The sequence below is a fragment of the Streptomyces maremycinicus genome (genome assembly GCF_001184025.1).
In the GTDB taxonomy this organism is placed as follows: domain Bacteria; phylum Actinomycetota; class Actinomycetes; order Streptomycetales; family Streptomycetaceae; genus Streptomyces; species Streptomyces maremycinicus.
Window position 1 is genome coordinate 478,570 of record NZ_BBYG01000014.1, and the last position, 22,794, is coordinate 501,363.

The 22,794-nt window shown below is 74.3% G+C and carries 21 protein-coding genes and 1 pseudogene; 10 read left to right on the forward strand and 12 right to left on the reverse strand.

Annotated elements, in window-relative coordinates; translation table 11 throughout:
• Positions 1–7 precede the first annotated feature (7 nt).
• Complete coding sequence (locus tag AOQ37_RS20370; RefSeq protein ID WP_062645989.1) at positions 8–1,993, forward strand: hypothetical protein; 1,986 nt, start codon at positions 8–10, stop codon at positions 1,991–1,993.
• A gap of 45 nt (positions 1,994–2,038) precedes the next feature.
• Here the strand turns inward: AOQ37_RS20370 and AOQ37_RS40880 are convergent, their stop codons facing one another.
• The 3 genes from AOQ37_RS40880 to AOQ37_RS20380 form a co-directional block, all read right to left on the reverse strand.
• A complete protein-coding gene (locus AOQ37_RS40880) occupies positions 2,039–2,206 on the reverse strand; it encodes a DUF8839 family protein (RefSeq protein WP_199825056.1) in 168 nt (55 codons plus the stop codon).
• 67 nt (positions 2,207–2,273) lie between these two features.
• A complete protein-coding gene (locus AOQ37_RS20375; RefSeq protein WP_062645990.1) occupies positions 2,274–4,397 on the reverse strand; it encodes an MMPL family transporter in 2,124 nt (707 codons plus the stop codon).
• Positions 4,398–4,548: 151 nt separating this feature from the next.
• Positions 4,549–5,055, reverse strand: coding sequence for a MarR family winged helix-turn-helix transcriptional regulator (locus AOQ37_RS20380; RefSeq protein ID WP_107085254.1), 507 nt, complete (start codon positions 5,053–5,055; stop codon positions 4,549–4,551).
• A gap of 124 nt (positions 5,056–5,179) precedes the next feature.
• On the opposite strand from AOQ37_RS20380, the gene AOQ37_RS20385 reads away from it, so the two are divergent.
• Entirely contained in the window at positions 5,180–6,697 is a 1,518-nt protein-coding gene (locus AOQ37_RS20385) for an SDR family oxidoreductase (protein WP_062645991.1), read from the forward strand.
• A 101-nt stretch (positions 6,698–6,798) separates the two neighbouring features.
• Positions 6,799–8,172: a cryptochrome/photolyase family protein gene (locus AOQ37_RS20390; protein WP_062645992.1), complete on the forward strand. Its 1,374-nt coding sequence runs from the start codon at positions 6,799–6,801 to the stop codon at positions 8,170–8,172.
• 22 nt (positions 8,173–8,194) lie between these two features.
• Here the strand turns inward: AOQ37_RS20390 and AOQ37_RS20395 are convergent, their stop codons facing one another.
• On the reverse strand, positions 8,195–9,142 hold the full coding sequence (locus tag AOQ37_RS20395) for a LysR family transcriptional regulator (protein ID WP_078890279.1): 948 nt from the start codon (positions 9,140–9,142) through the stop codon (positions 8,195–8,197).
• Positions 9,143–9,274: 132 nt separating this feature from the next.
• Between AOQ37_RS20395 and AOQ37_RS20400 the strand changes: the two genes are divergently transcribed.
• Complete coding sequence (locus tag AOQ37_RS20400; protein ID WP_062645994.1) at positions 9,275–9,970, forward strand: type 1 glutamine amidotransferase domain-containing protein; 696 nt, start codon at positions 9,275–9,277, stop codon at positions 9,968–9,970.
• Between the two features lie 37 nt (positions 9,971–10,007).
• Here AOQ37_RS20400 and AOQ37_RS20405 read toward each other — a convergent pair whose 3' ends face one another.
• On the reverse strand, positions 10,008–10,970 hold the full coding sequence (locus AOQ37_RS20405; RefSeq protein WP_062645995.1) for a MerR family transcriptional regulator: 963 nt from the start codon (positions 10,968–10,970) through the stop codon (positions 10,008–10,010).
• Between the two features lie 139 nt (positions 10,971–11,109).
• On the opposite strand from AOQ37_RS20405, the gene AOQ37_RS20410 reads away from it, so the two are divergent.
• The 3 genes from AOQ37_RS20410 to AOQ37_RS20420 all read left to right on the forward strand — a co-directional run bounded on the left by AOQ37_RS20410 (position 11,110) and on the right by AOQ37_RS20420 (position 13,192).
• The gene (locus AOQ37_RS20410; protein ID WP_062645996.1) at positions 11,110–11,703 is read left to right on the forward strand and encodes a sigma-70 family RNA polymerase sigma factor; all 594 of its coding nucleotides are present in this window, start codon (positions 11,110–11,112) and stop codon (positions 11,701–11,703) included.
• Between the two features lie 155 nt (positions 11,704–11,858).
• Positions 11,859–12,443, forward strand: coding sequence for a sigma-70 family RNA polymerase sigma factor (locus tag AOQ37_RS20415; protein ID WP_062645997.1), 585 nt, complete (start codon positions 11,859–11,861; stop codon positions 12,441–12,443).
• A complete protein-coding gene (locus AOQ37_RS20420; protein ID WP_062645998.1) occupies positions 12,440–13,192 on the forward strand; it encodes an anti-sigma factor in 753 nt (250 codons plus the stop codon). The genes AOQ37_RS20415 and AOQ37_RS20420 overlap by 4 nt, the downstream gene beginning before the upstream one ends.
• A 721-nt stretch (positions 13,193–13,913) precedes the next feature.
• Here the strand turns inward: AOQ37_RS20420 and AOQ37_RS20425 are convergent.
• Genes AOQ37_RS20425 through AOQ37_RS20445 form a run of 5 tightly spaced genes read right to left on the reverse strand, consistent with a single transcriptional unit; the run spans position 13,914 to position 19,393 of the window.
• Positions 13,914–14,714: a DUF1295 domain-containing protein gene (locus tag AOQ37_RS20425; RefSeq protein WP_062645999.1), complete on the reverse strand. Its 801-nt coding sequence runs from the start codon at positions 14,712–14,714 to the stop codon at positions 13,914–13,916.
• A complete protein-coding gene (locus AOQ37_RS20430; protein WP_062646000.1) occupies positions 14,711–16,030 on the reverse strand; it encodes an SAM-dependent methyltransferase in 1,320 nt (439 codons plus the stop codon). Before AOQ37_RS20430 ends, AOQ37_RS20425 begins: the two co-directional genes overlap by 4 nt.
• Positions 16,027–17,313, reverse strand: a complete 1,287-nt coding sequence (locus AOQ37_RS20435) for a class I SAM-dependent methyltransferase (protein WP_062646001.1) — start codon at positions 17,311–17,313, stop codon at positions 16,027–16,029. The genes AOQ37_RS20430 and AOQ37_RS20435 overlap by 4 nt, the downstream gene beginning before the upstream one ends.
• Positions 17,310–18,074, reverse strand: coding sequence for a DUF1365 domain-containing protein (locus AOQ37_RS20440; RefSeq protein ID WP_374701521.1), 765 nt, complete (start codon positions 18,072–18,074; stop codon positions 17,310–17,312). The genes AOQ37_RS20435 and AOQ37_RS20440 overlap by 4 nt, the downstream gene beginning before the upstream one ends.
• On the reverse strand, positions 18,068–19,393 hold the full coding sequence (locus AOQ37_RS20445) for an NAD(P)/FAD-dependent oxidoreductase (RefSeq protein WP_374701522.1): 1,326 nt from the start codon (positions 19,391–19,393) through the stop codon (positions 18,068–18,070). Before AOQ37_RS20445 ends, AOQ37_RS20440 begins: the two co-directional genes overlap by 7 nt.
• A 237-nt stretch (positions 19,394–19,630) precedes the next feature.
• On the opposite strand from AOQ37_RS20445, the gene AOQ37_RS20450 reads away from it, so the two are divergent.
• A complete protein-coding gene (locus tag AOQ37_RS20450) occupies positions 19,631–20,071 on the forward strand; it encodes an SPW repeat protein (RefSeq protein ID WP_062646002.1) in 441 nt (146 codons plus the stop codon).
• Positions 20,072–20,709: 638 nt separating this feature from the next.
• On the opposite strand, the gene AOQ37_RS20455 is transcribed toward AOQ37_RS20450, so the two are convergent.
• On the reverse strand, positions 20,710–21,261 hold the full coding sequence (locus AOQ37_RS20455; RefSeq protein WP_062646003.1) for a GNAT family N-acetyltransferase: 552 nt from the start codon (positions 21,259–21,261) through the stop codon (positions 20,710–20,712).
• A gap of 377 nt (positions 21,262–21,638) precedes the next feature.
• On the opposite strand from AOQ37_RS20455, the pseudogene AOQ37_RS40885 reads away from it, so the two are divergent.
• Both AOQ37_RS40885 and AOQ37_RS20460 read left to right on the forward strand, forming a co-directional pair.
• A pseudogene (locus AOQ37_RS40885) lies at positions 21,639–21,823 on the forward strand (hypothetical protein); the annotation flags it as partial.
• Positions 21,824–21,869: 46 nt separating this feature from the next.
• Entirely contained in the window at positions 21,870–22,217 is a 348-nt protein-coding gene (locus AOQ37_RS20460; RefSeq protein ID WP_062646004.1) for a VOC family protein, read from the forward strand.
• 125 nt (positions 22,218–22,342) lie between these two features.
• Here AOQ37_RS20460 and AOQ37_RS20465 read toward each other — a convergent pair whose 3' ends face one another.
• Positions 22,343–22,765, reverse strand: coding sequence for a hypothetical protein (locus tag AOQ37_RS20465; RefSeq protein ID WP_062646005.1), 423 nt, complete (start codon positions 22,763–22,765; stop codon positions 22,343–22,345).
• Positions 22,766–22,794: the final 29 nt, after the last annotated feature.

Consider the following 22,794-nt stretch of genomic DNA (forward strand, 5'->3'; position numbering starts at 1 on the left):
CCGCTCGATGCTCTCTCTGTCGTTCCGTCGGCGCCCCGGCTCCGTCCCCGCCGAAGCCCGGGTCCTGCGTGCCGAGGCCGCCCTGGTCGAGCGGTACGCCGATCTGGTCCGGCTCGCCTATCTGGTCCTGCCGTCCTCGCTGGGCCGGCACCGCCGGGTGCTGGCCGCCCATGGTCTGGTGCAGCACGCCCTGCCCGGCGGCCGTACGGACCGCACGCGCTCGCAGGTTCCGTCCCCCCGCCGCAGGGCGGGCGGGGCCGAACCGGCGCTGGACGGGCTGCGGGTGGCGGTGCTGAGCGCCGCCCTGGCGCGTGGCCGCCGGCCCCGGGGCTGGCCGGGCAGGCTCGCCGCACCGGCCGATCTGGTTCCCCGACTGCCGTTCGTGGTGGGGCTGCGGCTCTTCCCGCGTTCCGGCGGCGTCGAGGAGATGGTCCTCGCGCAGGCGCTGTCCGGGGTGTCGGCGGAGGCGCGCGCCGTGTTCGTGCTGCGGCGCCTCGACGGGCTGTCCGACACGGCGGTACGCGGTCTGCTGGAGGCCGCCGGCGCGGCCGACGTCGACGCGGCGGTACGGGCGGCGGACCGGCTCGACGCCTGCGCCGGCACCGCGGCGGCGGCCACCGCTCTCGCGGCGTCGCGGGAGTTCGACGCCTGCACCGTCCAGGCCCGTCCCACCGATCTGCTGCGCCGGCGACGGCGGTCGCGGCTCGCGGGCGCCGCCGTCCTGGTCAGCGCGGCCGCGCTGACGGTGTCCTACCGGGTGACCGCGCCGGTGCACGACAGCCCGCGGGACACCGCGCCGGCGCGGTCCAGCGTGGCCGTGCCCCGGGCCGCCGACCTGGTGAGGACGCCCCCGGACGGGTGGGCGAGCACCTCACGGGTGGACTTCACCGCCTGGCCGGCCCGCGGCGCCCGCACGGACGACGACGCCCTGCTGACCCGCGCGCTGACCGTCTGGGCCCGTCCGCCGGCCGGCACCCGGGTGGCGTACGCGCCCGCCACCGCGCAGGACCCGCCGCCGGTCGCGCCCCGACTGCTGTACGCGGGCGACATCGGCGACCGCACGGTCGTGCTGCTGTTCGACGGGATGCGCCTGGCCCGGTACACCGAGCCGCTCGGCCCGGACGGACCACGCACCCTGACCGTCTCGCGGGCCGACGACGCCGACGTCACCACGGCGGCCGCGGTCGCCGTCGAGGAGCGGGGCGGCGCGGCACGCTATCTGCTGGCGCCCTGGATCGCCGAGTCCCGCACCCGCGACCTGTCCCGGCCGGACGTCCCGGCCCGCCCGCTGACGGTCTCCCGGGACGGTCTGACCGCACCGGTGCCCACGGTGGGCGCCGACTGCGCCGGGCCTGGGGTGCTCCAACTGCGGTCCTCCCCGCGGATCGTGGAGGACCACGCGTTCCTGCTGGCCGGACTGGGCGGGCTGTCGCCGGTGCATCTCACCTACACCCCGCTGCCCGCCCGCGGTACGCCGCCCGCACGCCAGCCGCGCGAGGCGACCGGCCCCGCGGCCCTCTCGGCGTGGAGCAGGCTGGGCTGCGCGGGCGGTGCGCTGCGCGGCGGCGCGGGGGTGCGGGCCGTCAACGCCTGGGACTTCGCCGATCAGTCGCTGCCGGACGGGGGCGGGCTCGCGGTGTGGACCTGCTCCCGCGCCGACACCTGGCGCGGGACGGGGGACGTCCGGCTGTCGCTGCGGACGGCCGGTGCGGCCGCCCGGACGGTGGCCGCGCAGGACTCGACCGCCGCGTGCAGCCGGTTCGGGCAGCACGTGGTGGCCGGTACGTCCTGGCGGTCGCCGGCGGGCCGCTGGTACCTGCTGGCGGCCGGGAGCCGTGCCGTCACCGGCATCAGGGCCACCGAGGAGCGGGCCGGGGGCGGCACCGTGTCCGCCGCCGGGCGCACCCTCGCGGTGCCCGCGCCGCGGGACGCGCGCTACCGGGTGACGGCCACGCTGAGGACGGGCGGGACGCTGCGGGGGACGGGCCGCTGAGGTCCGGTCCCCGGCGGCGCCCCGGCCGTGCCGGCCGTCGGGGGATCAGTCCTCGTCGCCGGCCGGGACCACGACGAGGAAGGCATCCGACTTCAGGTCCATGACCACGGTGGCGGGCTCCCCCTCGGCCCGTCGCCGCGCCGCGTACTCCTCCGCCGGCCACGATCCTCGCGGGGATCCCGCGGGGAAACGCTCCAACACCTTCGCGCCCATAGCGGCCGACACCTCCCGTGCGAAACGGACAATCTCTTCGGGGTTCGGTTGCCCGGGATCGGTGCGGTCATGTCCGGTCGTCGGCCGACGGCCCGTCACCCGCCGGGCCACCACCGCGGCCGAGCCGTCCCGGCCACCAGGCGGGGGCGCCGATGTCCCGTACCAGCGCGGGCACCAGCAGCGAGCGCACGACGAGCGTGTCGAGCAGGACGCCGAAGGCGACGATGAACGCGATCTGGGCGAGGAAGGCCAGCGGGATCACCCCGAGCGCGGCGAACGTGGCGGCGAGCACCACGCCGGCCGAGGTGATCACGCCGCCGGTGGTGACCAGCCCCCGCAGGACGCCCTCGCGGACGCCGTGCCGCAGGGACTCCTCGCGGACCCGGGACATGAGGAAGATGTTGTAGTCGACGCCCAGCGCCACCAGGAACACGAAGCCGTACAGGGGCACGGAGGGATCGGTGCCGCTGAAGCCGAACACGTGCCGGAACACCAGGGCGGAGACGCCCAGGGTGGCGAGGAAGTTCAGTGCCACCGTGGCCACCAGCAGCGCGGGCATCAGCAGCGAGCGCAGCAGGACCGTCAGGATGACGAAGATGATGGCGAGGACGACGGGGACGATGAGCGTGCGGTCGCGTTCGGCGGTGCGCAGCGTGTCGTACCGCTGGGCCGTGTAGCCGCCGACGAGGGCGTCCGCGCCGGGGACCGTGTGCAGGGAGCTGCGCAGTCGGGCCACGGTCCGCAGGGCGGCGTCGCCGTCCGCGGCGGAGGTGAGGGTGACGTCGACCCGGACCCGCCCGTCGACCACCAGGGGTTCGCCGCCTGGCCGGCCGGACGCGGTGGCGCCGTACGCCGAGGCGACGCCCTCGGTGTCCCGGGCGGCGGCGAGGACCTCCTTCAGCCGGTCGGCGTCCGCGACGACCACGGTGGGGTTGCCGGAGCCTCCGGGGAAGTGCCGGCCGAGGGTCTCCTGCGCGGCGACGGAGGGGGCGTCGTTCACGAAGGTCTCGTCGAGCGGTACCCCCTTCGAGGCGAGCGTCGGGGCGAAGGCGGCCCCGGCCAGCAGGACGGCGAGGGTCACCGCCCAGACCCGGCGCGGTGCCCGGTCGACGAGGGCGGCCACGCGCCGCCACACGCCGTGCCCCGCGCCGTCCGCCGTCAGGCGGGCGGGCCAGTACGCGGACCTGCCGAGCAGGACCAGGACGGCGGGCAGGAAGGTCAGCGTGCTGAGCACGGCGCAGCCGATGCCGATGGCGCCGACCGGTCCGAGGGCGCGGTTGTTGGTGAGGTCGCTGAGCAGCAGGGCGAGCAGTCCCAGGGCGACGGTCGCGGCGCTGGCCACCACGGCGCCCCAGGACTTGCGCAGCGCGGCCGTGATGGCGGCGAACCGATCGGTGCGCGCGGCGAGTTCCTCCCGGTAGCGGGCGGTGAGCAGCAGGGCGTAGTCGGTGGCGGCGCCGATCACGAGGATGGAGAGGATGCCCTGGACCTGTCCGTCGACGCGCACCACGTCGTGGTCTGCCAGCGCGTAGACGACCGCGCAGGCGAGGCCGAGGGCGAAGACCGCGCCGAGGATGATCACCAGCGGGAGCAGCACGCTGCGGTAGACGAGCAGCAGGATGACGAGGACGGTGGCCAGCGCGACGGCGAGCAGCAGTCCGTCGATGCCGGCGAAGGCGTCGGACAGGTCGGCCTGGGTCGCGGCCGGTCCGGCGAGCCGGACCGTGGTGCCGGGGACGCGTTCGGCGGCGGCGCGGATCCGGTCGAGGGTGGTGGCGAGATCGTCGCCGAGGTCGGGGCGCAGGGGCACCACGCCCTCGATGGCCTGCCCGTCCTCGGAGAGCAGCGCGGGCGACACGTCACCGGCGACGTTCCGGTCGTCTGCGAGGGAGGCGAGTGCCTGGCCGGCGGCGGCCACCCGGTCCTCGATCCCGGCGGCCTCGCCTGCTCCGCCCTCGGTGTTCCCGGTCCACACGACGATCGCCGGGAGGGTCTCGTTCTGGCGGAAGGCGCGTTGAGCCGCGATGACCTCCGTCGACTCGGCGCTGCGGGGCAGGAAGGCGGCCTGGTCGTTGGTGGCGACCTCGCCCAGCCGCCCCGCGTAGGGGCCGAGGACGCCGCCGACGCCGAGCCACACGGCGACGAGGAGGACCGGGACGAGCCAGCGGGCGCGCCGGGGGTTGGTGGACATCGTTCTCCAGATCGGTGAGTAAGTATCTCAACAACAAACAATCTCAATGATTGAGTAAGTTGCCGCCGAGTGATCGTAGACGCTGCCCGTCCTTCCGGCCTCGGCCGGTCCCCGGATGCGGCGGACCGCGGCCTTTTTCGGCGTGCCGGTCTCAGCGGCCGGGAGGGGAGATCCCGGACAGCTCCTCGCCCATCGCCGTGAGGAAGCGCAGCACCACCGACAGCTCGTCCTCGGTGAACCGCGAGCGCGCGGCCCGGGTCGCCTCGGCCAGCGGCCGGAAGTAGGTGCGGGCCACCGACCGGGCGTCGGCCGCGTAGTACAGGTGCACCACCCTGCGGTCGGCGCTCTCGCGGACCCGGCGGATGTGCCCCGCGCGCTCCAGCCGGTCCACGCACGCGGTGACGGCGCCGGAGGTGAGCCCGAGATGCTCGCGCAGCCGCTTGGGTGTCATCGGCCCGTCGGCGTCCAGGATCGCGGCGAGCGCCTGGACGTCGGTCGGGTGCAGCCCCTGGTCGCCCGCGAAGCCGTGCACCAGCCGGTTGATCTCGCCGTTCATCCGCCGCAGCCGCACCGCGAAGGCTTGCAGGTCGGTCGGCGTCCCGGACGCCTCGGACGGCTGTCCCGGCACCCGCCCCTCACGGTCGTTCGCTGTGGCCACGGGGCCAGCGTAGTCGCCGCCCGCGATCACTCGTTCGTGCGCACAAGCTCCCGCCGCATCCGCGGCCCCGCCGCGCGTGGAAGCGATCTGCGAGAGGGCCACCGACGCGAAGGAGCGAGGACTCATGACCGCAGACGGCCGCGGCACCCTGTGCCTGGTGACCGGCGCCACGGGCTACATCGGCGGGCGGCTCGTCCCGGAGCTGCTGGCGGCGGGGCACCGGGTGCGGTGTCTGGCCCGCTCCCCCGAGCGGCTGCGCGACCACCCGTGGGCCGGGGACGTCGAGCGGGTGCGCGGGGACGTCACGGACGCCGCGTCGGTCGCGGCCGCGCTGAAGGACGTCGACGTCGCGTACTACCTGGTGCACGCGCTGGGTACCGGCGAGGACTTCGAGGAGACCGACCGCCGGGCGGCGCGGATCTTCGGGGAGCGGGCGCGGGCGGCCGGAGTGCGCCGCGTCGTCTACCTCGGCGGCCTCACCCCGGCCGGGGTGCCCGAGCGGGAGCTCTCGCCGCATCTGCGGTCGCGCGCCGAGGTGGGGCGGATCCTGCTGGACTCGGGCGTGCCCACCACCGTGCTGCGGGCCGCCGTGGTGATCGGCTCGGGTTCGGCCTCCTTCGAGATGCTGCGCTATCTGACCGAACGGCTGCCGGTGATGATCACTCCGAGCTGGGTGCACACCCGGATCCAGCCCGTGGCCGTCCGCGACGTGCTGCGCGCCCTGGTCGGTTCCGCAGGGATGCCGCAGGACGTCAGCCGGGCCTTCGACATCGGCGGGCCGGACGTCCTGACGTACCGCGAGATGATGATCCGCTACGCGGCCATCGCCGAACTGCCCCGCAGGCTCATCCTGTCCGTGCCGATGCTCAGCCCGGGCCTGTCCAGCCACTGGGTCGGACTGGTGACCCCGGTGCCGGCCTCGATCGCACGGCCGCTCACCGAGTCGCTGCGGCACGAGGTGGTCTGCCACGAGCACGACATCGCCCGCTACGTGCCGGACCCGCCCGGCCACCCGCTCGGATTCGACGACGCGGTCCGGCTCGCCCTGCGCAAGGTACGGGACGCCCGGGTCGCCACCCGGTGGTCCTCCGCTTCCGTCCCGGGCGCTCCCAGCGACCCGCTGCCCACCGACCCCAACTGGGCCGGCGGCAGCCTCTACACCGACGTGCGCGAACTGGTCGTCGACGCGCCCCGGGAGTCCCTGTGGCGGGTGATCGAGGGCATCGGCGGCGACAACGGCTGGTACTCCTTCCCGCTCGCCTGGGCCGTCCGCGGCCGGCTGGACCGGCTGGTGGGCGGGGTGGGGCTGCGCCGGGGCCGCCGGGACGCCGCCCGGCTGCGGGTGGGCGATTCGCTGGACTTCTGGCGGGTCGAGGAGATCGAACGCGGCCATCTGCTCCGGCTGCGGGCCGAGATGCGGCTGCCCGGCCTGGCCTGGCTGGAGATGTCCGTGGAGGACGGCTCCGGCGGCCGTGTCCGCTTCCGGCAGCGCGCCCTGTTCCATCCGCGCGGACTGCTCGGCCACGCCTACTGGTGGAGCGTCTCCCCCTTCCACGCCCTCGTCTTCGGCGGCATGGCCCGCAACATCACCCAGGCGGCGGTGGCGGACGCGACGGCACGGGAGCGGGAGCCGGTCCGCTGACCCGCCGTCCGCGAGGACCCGTCCGCCGTACCCCCTGCATCCGCCGGGCGCCGCCTCCCGGAAGCAGCTGATCGTCCGAACCCCTGCCCCGGAGTCCTGCCATGAACGTCTCGGTCGTCCTGTTCACCGCGGACCTGCGTCTGCACGACCACCCGCCGCTGCGCGCGGCCCTCGACGGGGCGCGGCAGGTGGTCCCGCTGTTCGTGCGCGACCGGGCCGTCGACGGTGCCGGGTTCGCCGTGCCGAACCGGCTGGCGTTCCTCGCCGACTGTCTGGGCGACCTCGACACGGGGCTGCGCGCGCGGGGCGGCCGGCTCGTCGTGCGTTCGGGCGACCTGGTCGAGCAGGTGTGCCGGGTGGCCGGGGAGGCGGACGCGGACGAGGTCCACCTGGCCGCCGACGGGAGCGCCCACGCGCGGCGCCGTGAGGAACGGCTGCGGCGCGCCCTGGAGTCGGAGGGCGTGCGGCTGCATGTGCACGACGCGGTGACGACCGCCGTCGGTCCCGGCGCGGTGACGCCGGCCTCCTCGGACCACTTCGCCGTCTTCACGCCGTACTTCCGGCGCTGGTCGCAGTGCCGGCTGCGCGAGCCGCTCGGCGCGCCCCGGACGGTACGCGTGCCGGAGGGGGTCGGCTCGGAGGAACTTCCCGCCCGCGAGGGGCTGCCGGGACTGTCGCCGCAGCTCGCCCGCGGGGGCGAGGAGGAGGGCCGTGACCGGGTCACCGCCTGGCTGCGGTCGGGCATCGCCGCCTACGAGGACCGGCACGACGACCTGGCCGGTGACGCCACCTCCCGCCTCTCGCCGCACCTGCACTTCGGCACGCTGTCCCCGGTGGAGCTGGTGCACCGGGCGCGCCGCGCGGGCGGGCCGGGGGCCGAGGCGTTCGTACGGCAGCTGGCCTGGCGCGACTTCCACCGTCAGGTGCTGGCGGCCCGGCCCGCCGCGGCGAGCGCCGACTACCGCACCAAGCACGACCGCTGGCGTTCGGAGCGGACGGCGGGCGAGGACGTCGAGGCGTGGCGGGCCGGCCGTACCGGCTATCCGGTGGTGGACGCGGCGATGCGGCAGCTGCGGCACGAGGGGTGGATGCACAACCGGGGCCGACTGCTCACCGCGAGCTTCCTCGTCAAGACGCTGTACGTCGACTGGCGCGTCGGCGCCCGGCACTTCCTGGATCTGCTGGTGGACGGGGACGTGGCCAACAACCAGCTCAACTGGCAGTGGATGGCGGGCACCGGCACCGACTCGCGGCCCAACCGGGTCCTCAACCCCGTCACCCAGGCGAAGCGCTACGACCCCGACGGGACGTACGTACGGCGCTGGGTGCCGGAGCTCGCGGGCGTGCCGACGTCCGCGGTGCACGAGCCGTGGAAGCTGCCGGACGCGGACCGGGCGGCACTCGACTACCCGGACCCGATCGTCGAGCTCGCGGAGGGACTCGCCCGCTTCAAGCGCGCCAGGGAACGCTTCTGAGCGGCCCGATGCCCTCGGCCCGTCACCAGGCGGGTGCGGCGCTCAGCAGGAGATCGCGGACGCGGGCCACGTCCCGGTTCTCCACGGCGCCGGGGCGCCGGACGAGGTAGGTGGTGTTGATCGGCGGGTCGGGCGGCTCATGGAGCGGGACGAGGGTGCCGGAGGCCAGTTCGTCCAGGCAGAGGTAGCGGGGCAGCACGCTGATCCCGGCCCCCGCGACCACCGCGGCCAGCACACCGCGCAGGTCGGGCACGGTCACCGCGGCGGATGCCGACAGCCGCCGGCCGAAGACGTGCCGCCAGTAGCGGCGCGCGATGGGCAGGTCCTCGGCGTAGGTGACCAGGGGTGCGCAGTGCAGTGCCGAGGCTCCTTCGGCGGCCAGCGGTCCGCTCAGCCGCCCGGCCCACGCCGGGGCGCCGACCAGCACGAACTCCTCGTCCGTCAGCGGGACCGCGGTGAGGGTGCGGCCGCGCGGCCGGGTGGTGGCGATGACCAGGTCGTGCCGTCCCGCCCGCAGTTCGTCGAGCAGCGGGTCGGTCAGGCCGGTGGCGACGCGCAGCCGGACTCCCCCGGCCGCCAGCGGCGCCAGCGCCGGGAGCACACGGGTGCACACCAGTTCCGCGGGCCCGGCCAGGTGCACCGGATCGGCCCGGCCCACCGCCGACCGCGCACCGGCCGCGGCGGCCAGTTCGTCGAGCGGCGCGGAGACGCGGGCGGCGAGCTCGTCGGCGACGGCGGTCGGCGCGACGCCGCGCGGGAGCCGCTCGAACAGCTCGCGTCCGGCCTGCCGCTCCAGCGCGCGCATCTGCGTCGTCACGGTCGGCTGGGACAGCCCCAGCAGTTGCGCGGCGCCGGTGAACGAGCCCGAGCGGTACACCGCGAGGAAGGTGCGCAGCAGGTTCAGGTCCAGGTGCTCGGCGGGGCGGCCGTCGGTTCGTTCCACCGGGCCCAGTATTCCCTCTCCCGCCATAGGAAGTCCTATGTCCGCCATTGGGATCCCCATTGGATCCCTATGCCCGGAACGCCTACGTTCGACCGCACACCCACCCACGCCGGCGGTCCGTGACACGCACCCCGGCACCGACACCAGCGGAGTTCACCCATGGCAAAGATCCTCTTCGTGCTGACCGGCGCCGACCACTGGACGCTCGCCGACGGCACCTCGCACCCCACCGGCTTCTGGGCGGAAGAGGCCGTCGCCCCGTACGAGACGTTCCGGGCGGCCGGACACGAGATCGTCGTCGCCACGCCCGGCGGCGTCGTCCCCCCGGTGGACCGGGGCAGTCTGGCCGCGGAGGTCAACGGCGGCCAGGAGGCCGCCGACCGTCTCGCCGCCGCGCTCGACGCGATGCCGGAGCTGCGGCGGCCGGTGCGGCTGGAGGACGTGGACCTGTCCGACCACGCGGCCGTGTTCTACCCGGGCGGGCACGGCCCCATGGAGGACCTCGCGGTCGACGCCGTGTCCGGCCGGCTCCTCGTCGACGCCCTCCGCTCCGGCAGGCCGCTGGGCGTCGTCTGCCACGGTCCCGCCGCGCTGCTCGCCGCCGTGACCGAGGACGGCTCCAACGCCTTCGCGGGCTACCGGGTCGCCGCGTTCACCAACGCGGAGGAGCTCCAGGCCGGACTGGGCGAGAAGGCCAAGTGGCTGCTCCAGGACCGGCTGACCGAAGCGGGCATCGAGGTGCGGGCCGGTGAGCCGTGGGCGCCGCACGTGGTGGTGGACCGCAACCTGGTCACCGGCCAGAACCCCGCCTCCTCCGCCCCGCTCGCCGAGCAACTCCTCAAGCTGCTGGGCTGACCCGCCCGGCCGCCCGAGCCCGGGCGGACCGCGCCCGTCAGGTGGCGTACGCCCCGGCCAGCAGCGTCAGGGCGTCGCTCAGACCGACCGGGCGGGGCAGGCCCGGGGCGGGGCGGCCCGCCCAGCCGGGTCCCGCGAGCATCACGGTCGGGGCGCGCCGGGCTCCGGTGACGCCCCAGCGGGTCTCGGCGACGTGCCGGGCGAGCGGCAGGCTCGCCGTGGAGCGGGCCTGGGCCCAGAGGACCACGGCGACCGGCCCCAGCCGCTGCACGGCCGCGGTCAGCGCCTCGACGGGCACCGCAGCCCCGAACATCCTGGTGGGGACGTCGAGCCGGGTGAGGCCCGCGTTCAGCGCCTCCAGCGGCAGACTGTGCTGCTCGCCCGGCACGCAGGCCAGCACCACCGGCCCCGGCCCGCCCGCCGCGTCCTTCGGTGCGACGGCGCGGGTGGCGTGGCGCAGGGCCGTGGAGACATGCCAGGACAGCAGATGCTCCACCTCGACGTACCGGTCGCCGGACGAGGCCCACTTGCGGCCCACCGCGTGCAGCGTCGGCACCATCACCTCCTGCCAGGCGACGGTGAGCCCGTGCCGTTCGACGGCGGTGTCCAGCTGCTCCGCGACGGCCGGCGCGTCGAGCCGGACGGCGGCGCGGGCCAGCCCCCGGCACTCCTGGCGGACGTCACCGCCGAACGGCAGGGCGGTGGCCACGGTCCGCCGCACGGCGGACCCGTCCTCCGGAACGGCGGACGGCGGCACCCCCTCCTTCGCCGCCCGGGCGGCGTCCGCGGGCGGCACACCGGACGAGGTGAGCCGGCACATCGCCTCCAGCACGGCCACGTCGGACGGCCGCCAGCGCCGGTGCCGTCCGTCGGTGCGGACGGCGGGCCCGATGCCGTAGCGGCGGTCCCAGGAACGCAGGGTGGTGGGCGCCACGCCCAGTCGGCGGGCCAGCGCCCCGGTCGTCAGCCCGGTGTCCTCGGGGCTCGGGATCACGCTCATGGGACGACGATACGACGCAGAAACGATGCATGTTGAAGCTCCTGGTGAACGGCTCGCACGATGAGGCCATCGGGGCACGCCCCCGAGAACGCCCCGGACCGGCCTGAACGCAGGCCGCCCGACGCGAGGAGCCGTCGTCATGACCCCGCAGCCGACCCCCGTACCCTGCCCCGCCCCGACGCCGGAGTCGCTCGCCGACGCGGAACTCGCCCGCGGCCTGATGTCGGGGGACGAGGCCTCCCTCGCCGCCGTGTACCACCGCTGGCGCCCCCTGGTGCACTCACTCGCCTGGCGTTCCCTGGGCGACGCCAAGGAGGCCGAGGACGTGACCCAGCAGGTGTTCCTCGGGGTGTGGAGCGGTCGGGCGGGCTACCGGCCCGAGCGCGGCGCGCTCGGTGGCTGGATCGTGGGCATCACCCGGCGCAAGATCGCCGACGCGCTGGCCGCCCGGACCCGCAGGCAGGAACTCGTCGCCTCGGCCGGCTCCTGGCTGACGCTGCGCGATCCGGGCCGCGGCCGGCCCGAGGAGGTCCTCGACCGCGTGCTGGTGCGCGGCGAGCTCGCCCGGCTCCCGGCACCCCAGCGGCAGGTGCTGCGGCTGACCTTCTACGAGGACCTGACACAGACCCAGATCGCCGAGCGCACGGGCTGGCCGCTGGGCACGGTCAAGAGCCACGCCCGGCGCGGCATGCTGCGGCTGCGCGGCCGCCTGGAGCCCGTCCCGCACGACTGAGACGCCACGGTCCGCACGCGCGTTCCCCGGGCGGACGTGAATTCGACGCACAACCGCTGCGTCGACCTCGTCGGGGAAATGCGGACGCGGACCAATCCACCGCCCCCCGGGCACCGGATTACGTCCGGACCTGCCGCACTCCCGAAGGATCCCCCGTGAAAGAAGCCGTCCACATCGGCCGTAATCCCGCCTCCCAGCCGGACCCCCAGGAACTGCTGGGCGCCGTGGCCCTGGGCGACCAGGAGGCCTTCGCCGGTCTCTACGACATCGTCGCGGGACCGGTGCTGGGCGTGGTGCGCGCGGTGCTGCGCGACCGGGCGCAGTCGGAGGAGGTGGCCCAGGAGGTGCTGGTGGAGGTGTGGCGTTCGGCTCCCCGGTACCGTCCGGAGCGCGGCTCGGCCGTCAACTGGGTGCTGACCATGGCGCACCAGCGGGCGGTCGACCGGGTCCGTTCGGTGCAGGCCGCGACGGCGCGCGAGCACCGGGCCGCCCTGCTCGACCACGCGCCCGAGTACGACGAGGTCACCGAACAGGTGGAGGCCCGGCTCGAACGGGAGCAGGTGCGGCGCTGCCTGCGCACCCTGACCGAGCTCCAGCGGCAGGCCGTGGAGCTCGCCTACTACCGGGGGCTGACCTACCGTCAGGTCTCCGAGGCGCTGACGGTGCCGCTGGGCACGGTGAAGACCCGGCTCCGCGACGGACTGATCCGGCTGCGCGACTGCCTGGGGGTGACCGCGTGATCACCTCGGATCTGCACACGCTGTCGGGCGCGTACGCCCTGCACGCTCTGGAGGACGACGAGCGCGCCGCCTTCGAACGCCATCTCGCGGACTGCGAGGCCTGCGCCCGGGAGGTCGCGGAGTTCACCGCGACGGCCGCCCGGCTGGGGCTCGCGGTGTCGCTGCGACCGGCGCCCGGCGGCCGGGACCAGGTGCTGCGGCGGATCGCCGAGGTCCGGCAGGCCGCCCCGGCCCGCGCTCCCTGGGACCGTTCGGAACGCAGGGTGCGCAGGGCGTGGTGGGCGTCCCGATGGGTCCTGGCCGCCTGTCTCGCGGCGACCGCGGCGCTGGGCGGCACGACGGTCTGGCAGTACCAGCGTGCCGAGGACGCCCGGGCCGAGGCCGGCCGCTCGCAGCGCGCGTCGGCGGAGCTGTCCGCCGTGCTCGGGGCGCCCGACGCCCGCTCGCGCACGGTCCGGCTGGCGGACGGCGCCGAGGGGACGGTGGTCGTCTCGGAGAGCCGCGACCGGGCCGTGTTCCTGGCCACCGGCATGGCCGAACCACCCGGCGGCAAGGTATACCAGCTGTGGTTCGACGAGGACGGCGTCATGCGCGACGCGGGACTGATGGACCCGGGTCGTACGAGTCAGGCGGTGGTCCTGCGGGGGCCGGTGGACGAGGCGTCCGCGGTGGGCATCACGGTGGAACCGACGGGCGGCTCGAAGCAGCCCACCTCACAGCCGGTCGCCCTCCTGCCGTTCCCCACGTGATCCGGCAGACCCACCTGCCCCGGCCGGACGGCCCGGCCCGCCGAGATCTGCCTGCCCGGCGGGTACGGCTGCCCGGCGGGCCCGCCTGATGCGACTGACGGCCTCGGTCCCCCTGCCGACCTGATCCCGGCAGGTCCGGGTGCCCGGGGAGCCCGCCCGATCCGGCCGGCCGCCTGGTTGGTCCACCTGATCCGCCGTCATCTGCGTGCCCGGCAGGTCCGGCTGGTCTCGTTGATCGGCATTCTGCGCGCGCCTGGCCCGACTGGTTCGGCTGCCCTCCGGGTCTTGGCCCACCTGTCCGCTGGGTCCGGCAATCCGGCAGTCCGGCAGTCCGGCTGTCCGGCTAGGCCTTGGTCCGCCCGTCCGCCCGGCCCGCCTGATCCGGCCGGCCGCCTGGTTGGTCCACCTGATCCGCCGTCATCTGCGTGCCCGGCAGGTCCGGCTGGTCTCGCTGATCGGCATTCTGCGCGCGCCTGGCCCGACTGGTTCGGCTGCCCTCCGGGTCTTGGCCCACCTGTCCGCTGGGTCCGGCAATCCGGCAGTCCGGCAGTCCGGCTGTCCGGCTAGGCCTTGGTCCGCCCGTCCGCCCGGCCCTGCTGTCCGGCGGGCCCGCCCGATCCGGCTTGGTCTGCCTGCCCGCCTGGTTCGGCTGTGCGGCGGGCCCGGCCGGTCCCCCGGATCCGCGTTCCGGGGGACCGCGGATCCGGGGATGTCGGGCGGGTCAGTCGTGGGGCGGTCGTGGGAAGAAGCCGCTCGTGCGGGAGACGTACTCGGCGTATCCGGGGCGCTCGGCCAGGTGCCGTTCCAGGAGCGGCTTTCCGCTGCCCTTGATCAGCAGGAAGCTCATCACTAGTGGCGAGACGACGCCGACCAGGGCCGAGGCCGCGGAGTCGCACGCGATGAGGAACAGCCCCCACCAGACGCAGAAGTCCCCGAAGTAGTTGGGGTGCCGGGTGTAGCGCCACAGGCCGCGGTCCATGACCCGGCCCCGGTGGGCCGGGTCCGCCTTGAACCGCGCCAGCTGGGCGTCGCCCACCGCCTCGAAGAACAGCCCCACCGCCCACAGCGCGGTACCGGCCCAGGCGACCGCCGTCATCGGCGCCGGCACGTACTGCGCGGCCTGGACCGGCAGCGACACCAGCCACACCAGGGCCCCCTGAAGCAGGTACACCATGCGCAGCGCGTACAGGTTCCGGCTGCCGGGAGCCTTCGCCAGCATCGCGTCATAGCGGGGATCCTCTCCGTGGCCTCGGCCGCGGCGGGCGATGTGCGCGGCCAGCCGCAGTCCCCAGACGGCCGTCAGGACCGTCACCAGGACGCGGCGCCCGGTGTCGCCGTCTCCCGCGGAGGCCCCGTACGTCACGAGGGCCACGGCGGTGAAGGCGATGCCCCAGGCGACGTCCACGAGCCGGTGCACGCCCTTGCGCACCGCCAGGGCGAAGGTGGCGAGCAGGACGACGGACACGGCCGCGGCGGCCCAGGCGAGGTTGAGCGCGAACGCGCCCCAGGGGAAGCCGCTCATGACTGCTCCGGCCCCGCGTACCAGTGCTCGGGGCTTGCGGGCATCCCGCTGTCCCCGAGCGGGGTCGGCCGTACGCAGAGGATCTGGTCGACGCCCATCCGGCCCTCCTCGAAGGCGAGCGCCCCGCCGACCAGATAGAGCCGCCACACCCGGGCGGTCTCCTCGCCGACGAGCCGCACCACGTCGGCCCAGCGGTCCTCCAGCGTCCGGTGCCAGGCGGCGACGGTGCGCACGTAGTGCTCGCGCAGCGACTCGGTGGAGCGCACCTCGAGCCCGGCCCCCTCCAGGAGCGTGACGGTCTCGCCGAGCGGCCGCATGTGCATGTCGGGAGCGATGTACGCCTCGATGAAGGGGCCGCCGCCGGGGGCGTTTCGCCCGCGCGACATCTGCTGCACGAGCACCCGGCCGCGCGGGCGGACCAGCCGGCGCAGCGCGGCGGCGAAGGCGGGGTACTCCGCGTCCCCGACGTGTTCACCCATCTCGATGGTGGCGACGGCGTCGTAGGCCCCGCCGTCGATGTCCCGATAGTCCTGGCACACCACCTCGACCCGGTGTTCCAGGCCCCGTTCGCGCACCTCGCGCCGTACGTACGCGGCCTGTTCGTGTGCCAGGGTGACGGCGGTGACCAGTGCCTTGTGGCGCTCGGCGGCGTACAGGGTGAGCGAGCCCCAGCCGCAGCCGATGTCGAGCAGCCGCGCGCCGGGCACGACGGCGAGCTTGCGGCAGACCAGCTCCAGCTTGGCGTACTGGGCCTCGGCGGGAGTGCGGTCCGGGTCGTCGTCCGCCCAGTAGCCGCACGAGTAGGCCATCGACTCGTCGAGCAGGAGCCGGTAGAAGTCGTTGGACAGGTCGTAGTGGTGACTGATCGCGGCCCGGTCCCGGGCCCGGCTGTGCAGACCGCCGCGCAGCCGGGCCTGGGCGGCGGGCGGGGCCGGGCGCGGCCCGACGGCGCCGAGCCGCAGGGCCTCGGCCGCGGCACGGGTCCGGTCGGCGAGGGTGGGGCGCGGAAGGTGCGCGCCCCGCTCCCTGGCGGCCGCCCAGAGGGTGCGCAGCGCGTGCGCGAGATCGCCCTCGACGTCGAGTTCGCCGGTCACGTAGGCCTGCGCGAGGCCGAGTTCACCGGGTTCCCAGAGCAGACGGCGCAGGGCTCGGCGGGAGCGTACGACCACGAGGGGGCCGTCGGCCGGGCCGGCCTCGCTGCCGTCCCAGGCGCGCAGCCGGACGGGCAGGGACATGCCGAGCGCTTCCTCGACGAGGGCGGCGAGCCGGTGGGCGGTGCCGGGCCGCGCGGTGCGGACGGTGCGCACATCGGTCATCGGGTCGGATCCTCCTTGGTGAACAGGTACTGCTGCACGTCGAGGTAGCCGGAGCGGAAACCGGCCTCGGAGTAGGCGAGGTAGAGGGTCCACATCCGGCGGAAGGTGGCGTCGAAACCGAGGGCGGCGACGTCGTCGGCGCGCTCGGTGAACCGCTCGCGCCACAGCCGCAGCGTCTCGGCGTAGTGCGCGCCGAAGCCGTCGCGACGCGTGACGGTCAGCCGGGTGTGGTCGCGGACGGTGCGCTCGACGGCCTCGACGGAGGGCAGCAGACCGCCGGGGAAGATGTACTTCTGGATCCAGGTGTGGGTGTCCCGGCTGGCCAGCATCCGCTCGTGGGGCATGGTGATGGCCTGGAGCGCGGCCCGGCCGCCGGGGCGCAGCCGGTCGTCGAGGGTGCGGAAGTAGACCGGCCAGAACTCCTCGCCGACGGCCTCGATCATCTCGACGCTCACGACGGCGTCGTAACGGCCGCGTGCCTCGCGGTAGTCGCACAGTTCGACCGTGACCCGGTCGGCGAGCCCGGCGTCGCGGACCCGGGCCAGGGCGAGGTCGCGCTGTTCGCCGGAGAGGGTGAGCGAGGTGACCTGGGCGCCGCGCGCCGCGGCCCGCAACGCGAGCTCGCCCCAGCCGGTGCCGATCTCCAGCAGCCGGGTGCCGTGCCCGACGCGGGCGAGGTCGAGCAGCCGGTCGATCTTGCGGTGCTGGGCGGCGGCGAGCAGATCCCGGTGGGCGGGGAAGCCGCGGAAGATCGCCGAGGAATAGGTGAGCGTGTCGTCGAGGAACAGCGCGAAGAGGTCGTTGGACAGGTCGTAGTGGCGGCTGATGTTGGCGCGGGCGTTGTCCGGGGTGTTGCGGCGGTGGTGCGGCTGCCGCTGTGCCCAGCGGCCGCGCAGCCGCTGGAGCGGGGCGGGGATCAGGTCGGCCGCGTGGGCGGCGAGCACGGTGAGCGGGGCGACCAGGTCGGGCGCGTCCCACTCGCCGGCCATGTACGACTCGCCGAAGCCGATCAGGCCGTGGGCGCCGATCCGGGCGTGGAAGGCGCGCGGGTCCCTGATCTCCAGCAGGGGCCCGCCCCGGCCCACGGCGGTGCCGTCCGCGTAGCGCGCCAGCAGCGGCAGGCGGTCCAGTGCCCGGCGGACGACGGCGCCGGCCACGGCGGTCCGCAGACGGGCGGCGGTGGGCGGTGCGGCCACGCCGGGCCGGTGTGCGGCGTCCGGGTGCGGAGCGCCGTGGCGGTCGCCCCGCCGCGCGGTGGCGGGGCGGGGCTCGACGTACGTCATGGGGTGTTCTCTCCGGTGCGGTGGTCGGGACGGGGTCGCACGGGCAGGCCGCGCAGGTACAGCCGGATGCCGTGCAGTCGGATGGCGGCGGACACGGCGACGGTGGACCAGGGGCGGCGCAGCGCCAGGCGCAGCAGTTGCCCGGTGGTCGCTTCCCGTCGCGCGCCCCGGACGGTTGCGGTGAAGGGGCGCCCGCCCGCGCGGTCGAGATGCACGGTGAGGTCGAGCCGCTCGTCCGGCCGGGGCAGCCGCATGCGGTAGCGGCCGTCGACGGGGAAGAAGGGCGAGACGTAGAACTCCTTGTCGGTACCCGCCCGGCCCTCGACGTCGGTGTCGAGCACATAGCAGTGGCGCTCGCCGTAGGTGTTGTGGACCTCGGCGACCACGCAGCGCGGCTCGCCGTCGGGGCCGTGGCACCAGTAGAGGGTGAGCGGGTTGAAGACGTGTCCGAACATGCGGGCCTGGGCGAGCATGAGCACCGGGCCGCCCGCCAGGTCGACACCGTGCGCCGCCAGGACGGCGTCCAGGCCGGCCCGGATGCCGGGCTCGTCGCCGCCGAAGTGGTCGCGCGCGTCGAAGCGGGCCAGTACCCGCAGGGGGCGCGGGAGTTCGGGCAGGCGGTCGACGTCGACCAGCCAGAGGTGGGTGCGGTGGCGCAGCGTGTGGCGGACCGGTGAGGTGCGCACGTGGGTGACCGTGCAGGGGTAGAGGGCGGGTGCCGGGATGTTCCGCCCGGTCCGCGCGCTCCGGGAGGTCACCACCGCACCCCCAGCGCGGCCGCCGCGGCCACGCCGGAACGGCAGCCGTCCTCGTGGAACCCCCAGCCGTGGTAGGCGCCCGCGAACGCGGTGACGGCGGTGTTCAAGGTGGGCAGTTCCCGCTGCGCGGCGACCGACTCCGGGGTGTAGACGGGGTGTTCGTAGGTCATGCGGGCGAGGACGCGGCCGGGGTCGACACGGTCGGTCCCGCCCAGCGTGACCACGTACGGCTCGGCCGCGTCGAGGCGCTGGAGGCGGTTCATGTCGTAGCTGACCCGGACGTGGTCGGCGCCCGCGGCGCAGGACGGCATCAGGTAGTTCCAGGAGGCGCGGGCGCGGCGGGCGCGCGGGAGGACCGTGGTGTCGGTGTGCAGGAGCGTGGCGTTGCGCGCGTACCGGAACGCCCCGAGCAGTTCCTTCTCCCGCGGGGTGGCGTCGGCGAGCAGCCGCAGCGCCTGGTCGGGGTGGACGGCGATCACCACGGCGTCGTAGGCCTCGGTCACGCCGTCGCCGGCGGTGATCTCGGCGCCGTCCGGGGTGCGCCGCACGGCCCGTACGGGGGTGCCGGTGCGGACGGTGTCGAGCGCGGCGGCGACCCGCTCGACGTACGTGCGCGAGCCGCCGGTGACCGTGCGCCACACCGGGGAGCCGCCGATGCCGAGCATCCCGTGGTGCTCGAGGAACCGGAACAGGTAGGCGGCCGGGTAGCGCTGGGCGGTGGCGGCGTCGCAGGACCAGACCGCCGCGACGACCGGCGTCATGAAGTGGGTGCGGAAATAGGCGGAGTAGCCCTCGCGGTCGAGGAACTCCCCCAGGGTGAAGGTGTCTTCGGCCCCGTGGGAGAGCAGTCGGCGGGCCGCGCGGTGGAAGGCGGGGACCTCGGTGAGCATCCGCAGGTAGGGCAGGCGCACGGCGTTGCGCGGCCGGGCCAGCAGGCCGGCCGGGCCGCGGGCACCGGCGTACTCGAGCCCGCAGCCGTCGCACCGTACGGACATGCTCATCTCCGACTCCTGGGTGGAGACGCCGAGTTCGTCGAAGAGTCGCAGCAGGTGGGGATAGGTACGGCGGTTGTGCACGATGAACCCGGAGTCGACACGGTGGGTCCGGCCGTCGGGCGCGGTGAGGTCGTGGGTGTGGGCGTGTCCGCCGAGCCGGTCGTCGGCCTCGTAGAGGGTGACCCGGTGGTCCGCGCGGCGCAGCACGTGAGCGGCGGTCAGCCCGGCCACCCCGCTGCCCACGACCGCCGTCCGCCGTCGCCCGTCGGACCCGGCTCCCTCTCCCCCGCTCGGCTCGCCGCCGGTCGCCGCTGTCGTCCGCACCATCGTCCGCTCCTCCCGCCGGGCCCCGGTCCGGGCCCGTCACGGGTGATCCGAAGCCGCGGCGGACGCGGATTGGCGCGGAGGCCCGGGATTCTTCACCCGCGGGACGAGAGATCGCATAACGGAACAAGAGGTGTGACCTCTACACATAAAGAACTAATAAGAGCAGAATGGAGAGGCGCGGCGCTTACCGCACACCGCTCCCCAGCGGTCGGGCCCGGAAGTCGAAGGAGACGAATCATGGCCAACGTCTCGCCCACCAGAGGTGACATGTCGACGCACCCCGATGTTCCCGAGATGCAGGCGCGGTACGCCCGCATGCTCGGTGGTCGTGATGTGGCGCTCGTGGACGGACCCGTGTTCCTGCTCGGTCTGTACTGCGCCGTGTCCCCGTGGATTCTCCACTACACCGCCAGCCAGCCCGCGCTCATGACGCACAACCTGATCGTCGGGATCGCGATCGGTCTGCTGGCCCTCGGCTTCACCGCGGCCCCCGCGCGCATGTACGGCCTGAGCTGGGCCATGTGCGCGCTGGGCATCTGGATGATCATCGCCCCATGGGTCGTCGGCGACAGCCCGGACGCCGGAGTCGCGGTCAACAACATCATCATCGGCGCCCTGGCCCTGATCCTGGGGCTGATGTGCACGGTCACGGCGGCGAAGAGCGGTCCGCAGCCGTAGAGAGCCTGCCGCCCCCTGACGACGGCCGGGTCGGTTCGCCGGGGCGGGTCGACCCGGCCGTCGTCAGGGGGTCCCGGATGCTGTGGTCACGGGGATCATCCCCGCACCCGCGGAGGTGATCCCGCCGACGTCCTCGCCGGCAACCTGGCCGACGCGCGCTCCCCGCACCCATGGGGATGGCTCCAGAGCCTTCCGGGTGCTCCGCGGCGGACCACGACGGATCGTCGAGAACCCACGCGGAGCCGGGCCATCCCCGCGTCTCGTGCCACTCGTGGCGGCCGACGAGGGTGAGCGCGTGGCGCTGAGCGAAGTCCACGGCCGGCTGGGTGAAGCCGTTCAGGCCGATGATCAGCGCCAGGTCGGCTTCGTGCTCCGGTCGGGCGGTGCCGTTGAAGGTCTCGCGGCAAGCGGTACGGCGGTGCGAGGAGTGCCAGACAACGCTGGCGTAGCGCGCGCCGCCGTGCACGCAAGTGCGAGCACTCCGAGTTCGCCAGGCGGGCAGCCGCAGCCAGGCTCCTCTCTCGCATCGCCCGGCTGACCTACCCGGTCACCCCCCTCACTGCGTCGCTGGAGCCGGCCTCGTGGCCGGCCCTTCATTCGCAGGGCCAGCCACGAGGCGGGCTTTTGAGTGGGTGGGTTCAAGGGCTACGGAAGAACTCCCGGTCGAGGATCGCGTGCACGATGGAGTCCCTCCACTCCCCCGCCTTGAGCACGTGCTCGCGAATCGTTCCCTCTTCCACCATTCCGGCGGCGCTCATGGTCTTGGCGGAAGCCTGGTTGAGGGGAGAACGGGCACCCCAAATGCGATGCAATCGCAAGTCGTTGAAGCCGACACTCAGCAGCAACCGCACCGTCTCCACACCGTAGCCCCGCCCCCATACGTCCGGGCGCAGCGCGAAACCCATGGTGGCTCCGCGCTGCTGGTGCGGATCAAGCGCCAAGCGGCCGGACCCGATCAGCTCAGCCGTCTCGGACTGGATGACCGCGAGCGCGTATTCCGTACGAGGCGTCACCGTGGCCTGTGCGACGGACCAGGCCACGACCTGTTCGACCTGCTCGCGGTTTCGCGGTTCGAGCGAGAGGTGCTCGGTGGCTGCGGGGCTGCCGTATAGGGCGACCAGTGCTTCCACATCGGTGATGGTGAGTTCCCGCAGACGAAGACGTGCGCCGGAACGCGTGATGGGATGCATGCCCGGACTGTACCGGCGGCGCAGCGCTGACCGGCTGGGTGCGCTTCGATCTTCGCGTCGAGATCGGGTTCTGCGGCTGCGGTCCGGATGGCGCCGGGGCATGGGCAGGTACCGGCGCGACGTTGACGGACCTGCCGGCTTGCCATCGCGGTCATGTCGGTCTTTTGTCGGCGAGGCGGTCGGCCGGCCAACTCCCGTCCGGGTTCCGCTGCTGGCGGCTGCTGCGGAGGCGAGCACGCCGCCCTCACCGACCGAAACGCGGCCCGCCGACGCCTGACCCCGAACTGCCCGTCCCCGTCTGCCAGCTCCCTACCGCACGCCTCGGCGTGCGGGGCCTGACCCAAGGCGCCCGCGTGATCTCCGCCCTGCCCGCGGGGCCCCGGCGGCCCCAGACCAACGGCAAGGTCGACCGCTTCCACCGCACCCTGCTCGAGAAACGGGCCTACCACCGACCCCACACCGGCATCGCGGCCAACCATCAGCCAGCCGCGTCACCAACCTCTCCGGACAGCACACCGAGGGGCGTGTCTTGAAAGTGCGGGCGAGGTCCGGTGCGCCGTAGTAGTACTCCTGTGAGCCCCAAAGCCCCGTCCAATTCGGAGTCGTCGATGACTGTTCGCCGCGTCGTGCCCAACATTCAGTCCGAGGCCGCACAGGAAAGCCGGGAGTTCTACGGCCTGCTGGGTTTCGAGGAGGTCATGAACCACGGCTGGATCATGACGCTCGCCTCCCCGTCCAACCCGGCAGCGCAGATCAGCGTCATGTCCAGCGACAAGACCGCACCGGTCACGCCCGATATGAGCGTCGAGGTGGACGATGTGGATGCGGCCTACGCAGTCATGCAGGAGCGCGACGTGGAGATCGTCCACCCGTTGCAGGACGAGGAGTGGGGAGTACGGCGGTTCTTCGTCCGTGACCCCAACGGCCGGGTGGTCAACGTGTTGGGCCACCGCTGACGTGCTTCTCGTGCGGCCGGCAACCGTGCTGGCCGACGGAGGGCCTTCAGGGCGTCGCGGCGGAGCTGCACGCCGATCAGCCGGAGAAGTACCCGGCGACTGGAGCAAAGTGTCGACCGGCTCCCCTAGTCGGCGGTCACCCCCCAGTAGCCGATAAGCGCAGGCCTGCCGTCGCGGTAAAGCACCGTGCAGTTCCCCTGAGCACGGCCCGGGAAGTCCAACCGCTCCCCATCGATGGCGGCATCCCACTCCTCGTACGTCGGCCGGCCGTCAGGAGCCCACGCACGCACCTCATCCTCCGTCAGCGGTCGCATGAACGGACCGTCGTGGCTGTCCCAGGCCTCGATCATGAGAGAGAAGTCCAGCACGGTGCCCGTGCCGCCGGTGTAGATGTACTCCTCCCACTCCGGGTCGCGCCACAGTTCCTCGACGGACCGGCCCTCGAAACCGCGGTTGTCCCGCGCCAACTCGTTCTCCTGGGCCTGCCGGAACGCGGCCGCCGGATCACGCTGATACGGGCCCGTGTGGCTCCATGCGTTTCCGCCCATTCTCACCCCCTCCCCATCCGAACTGCTTG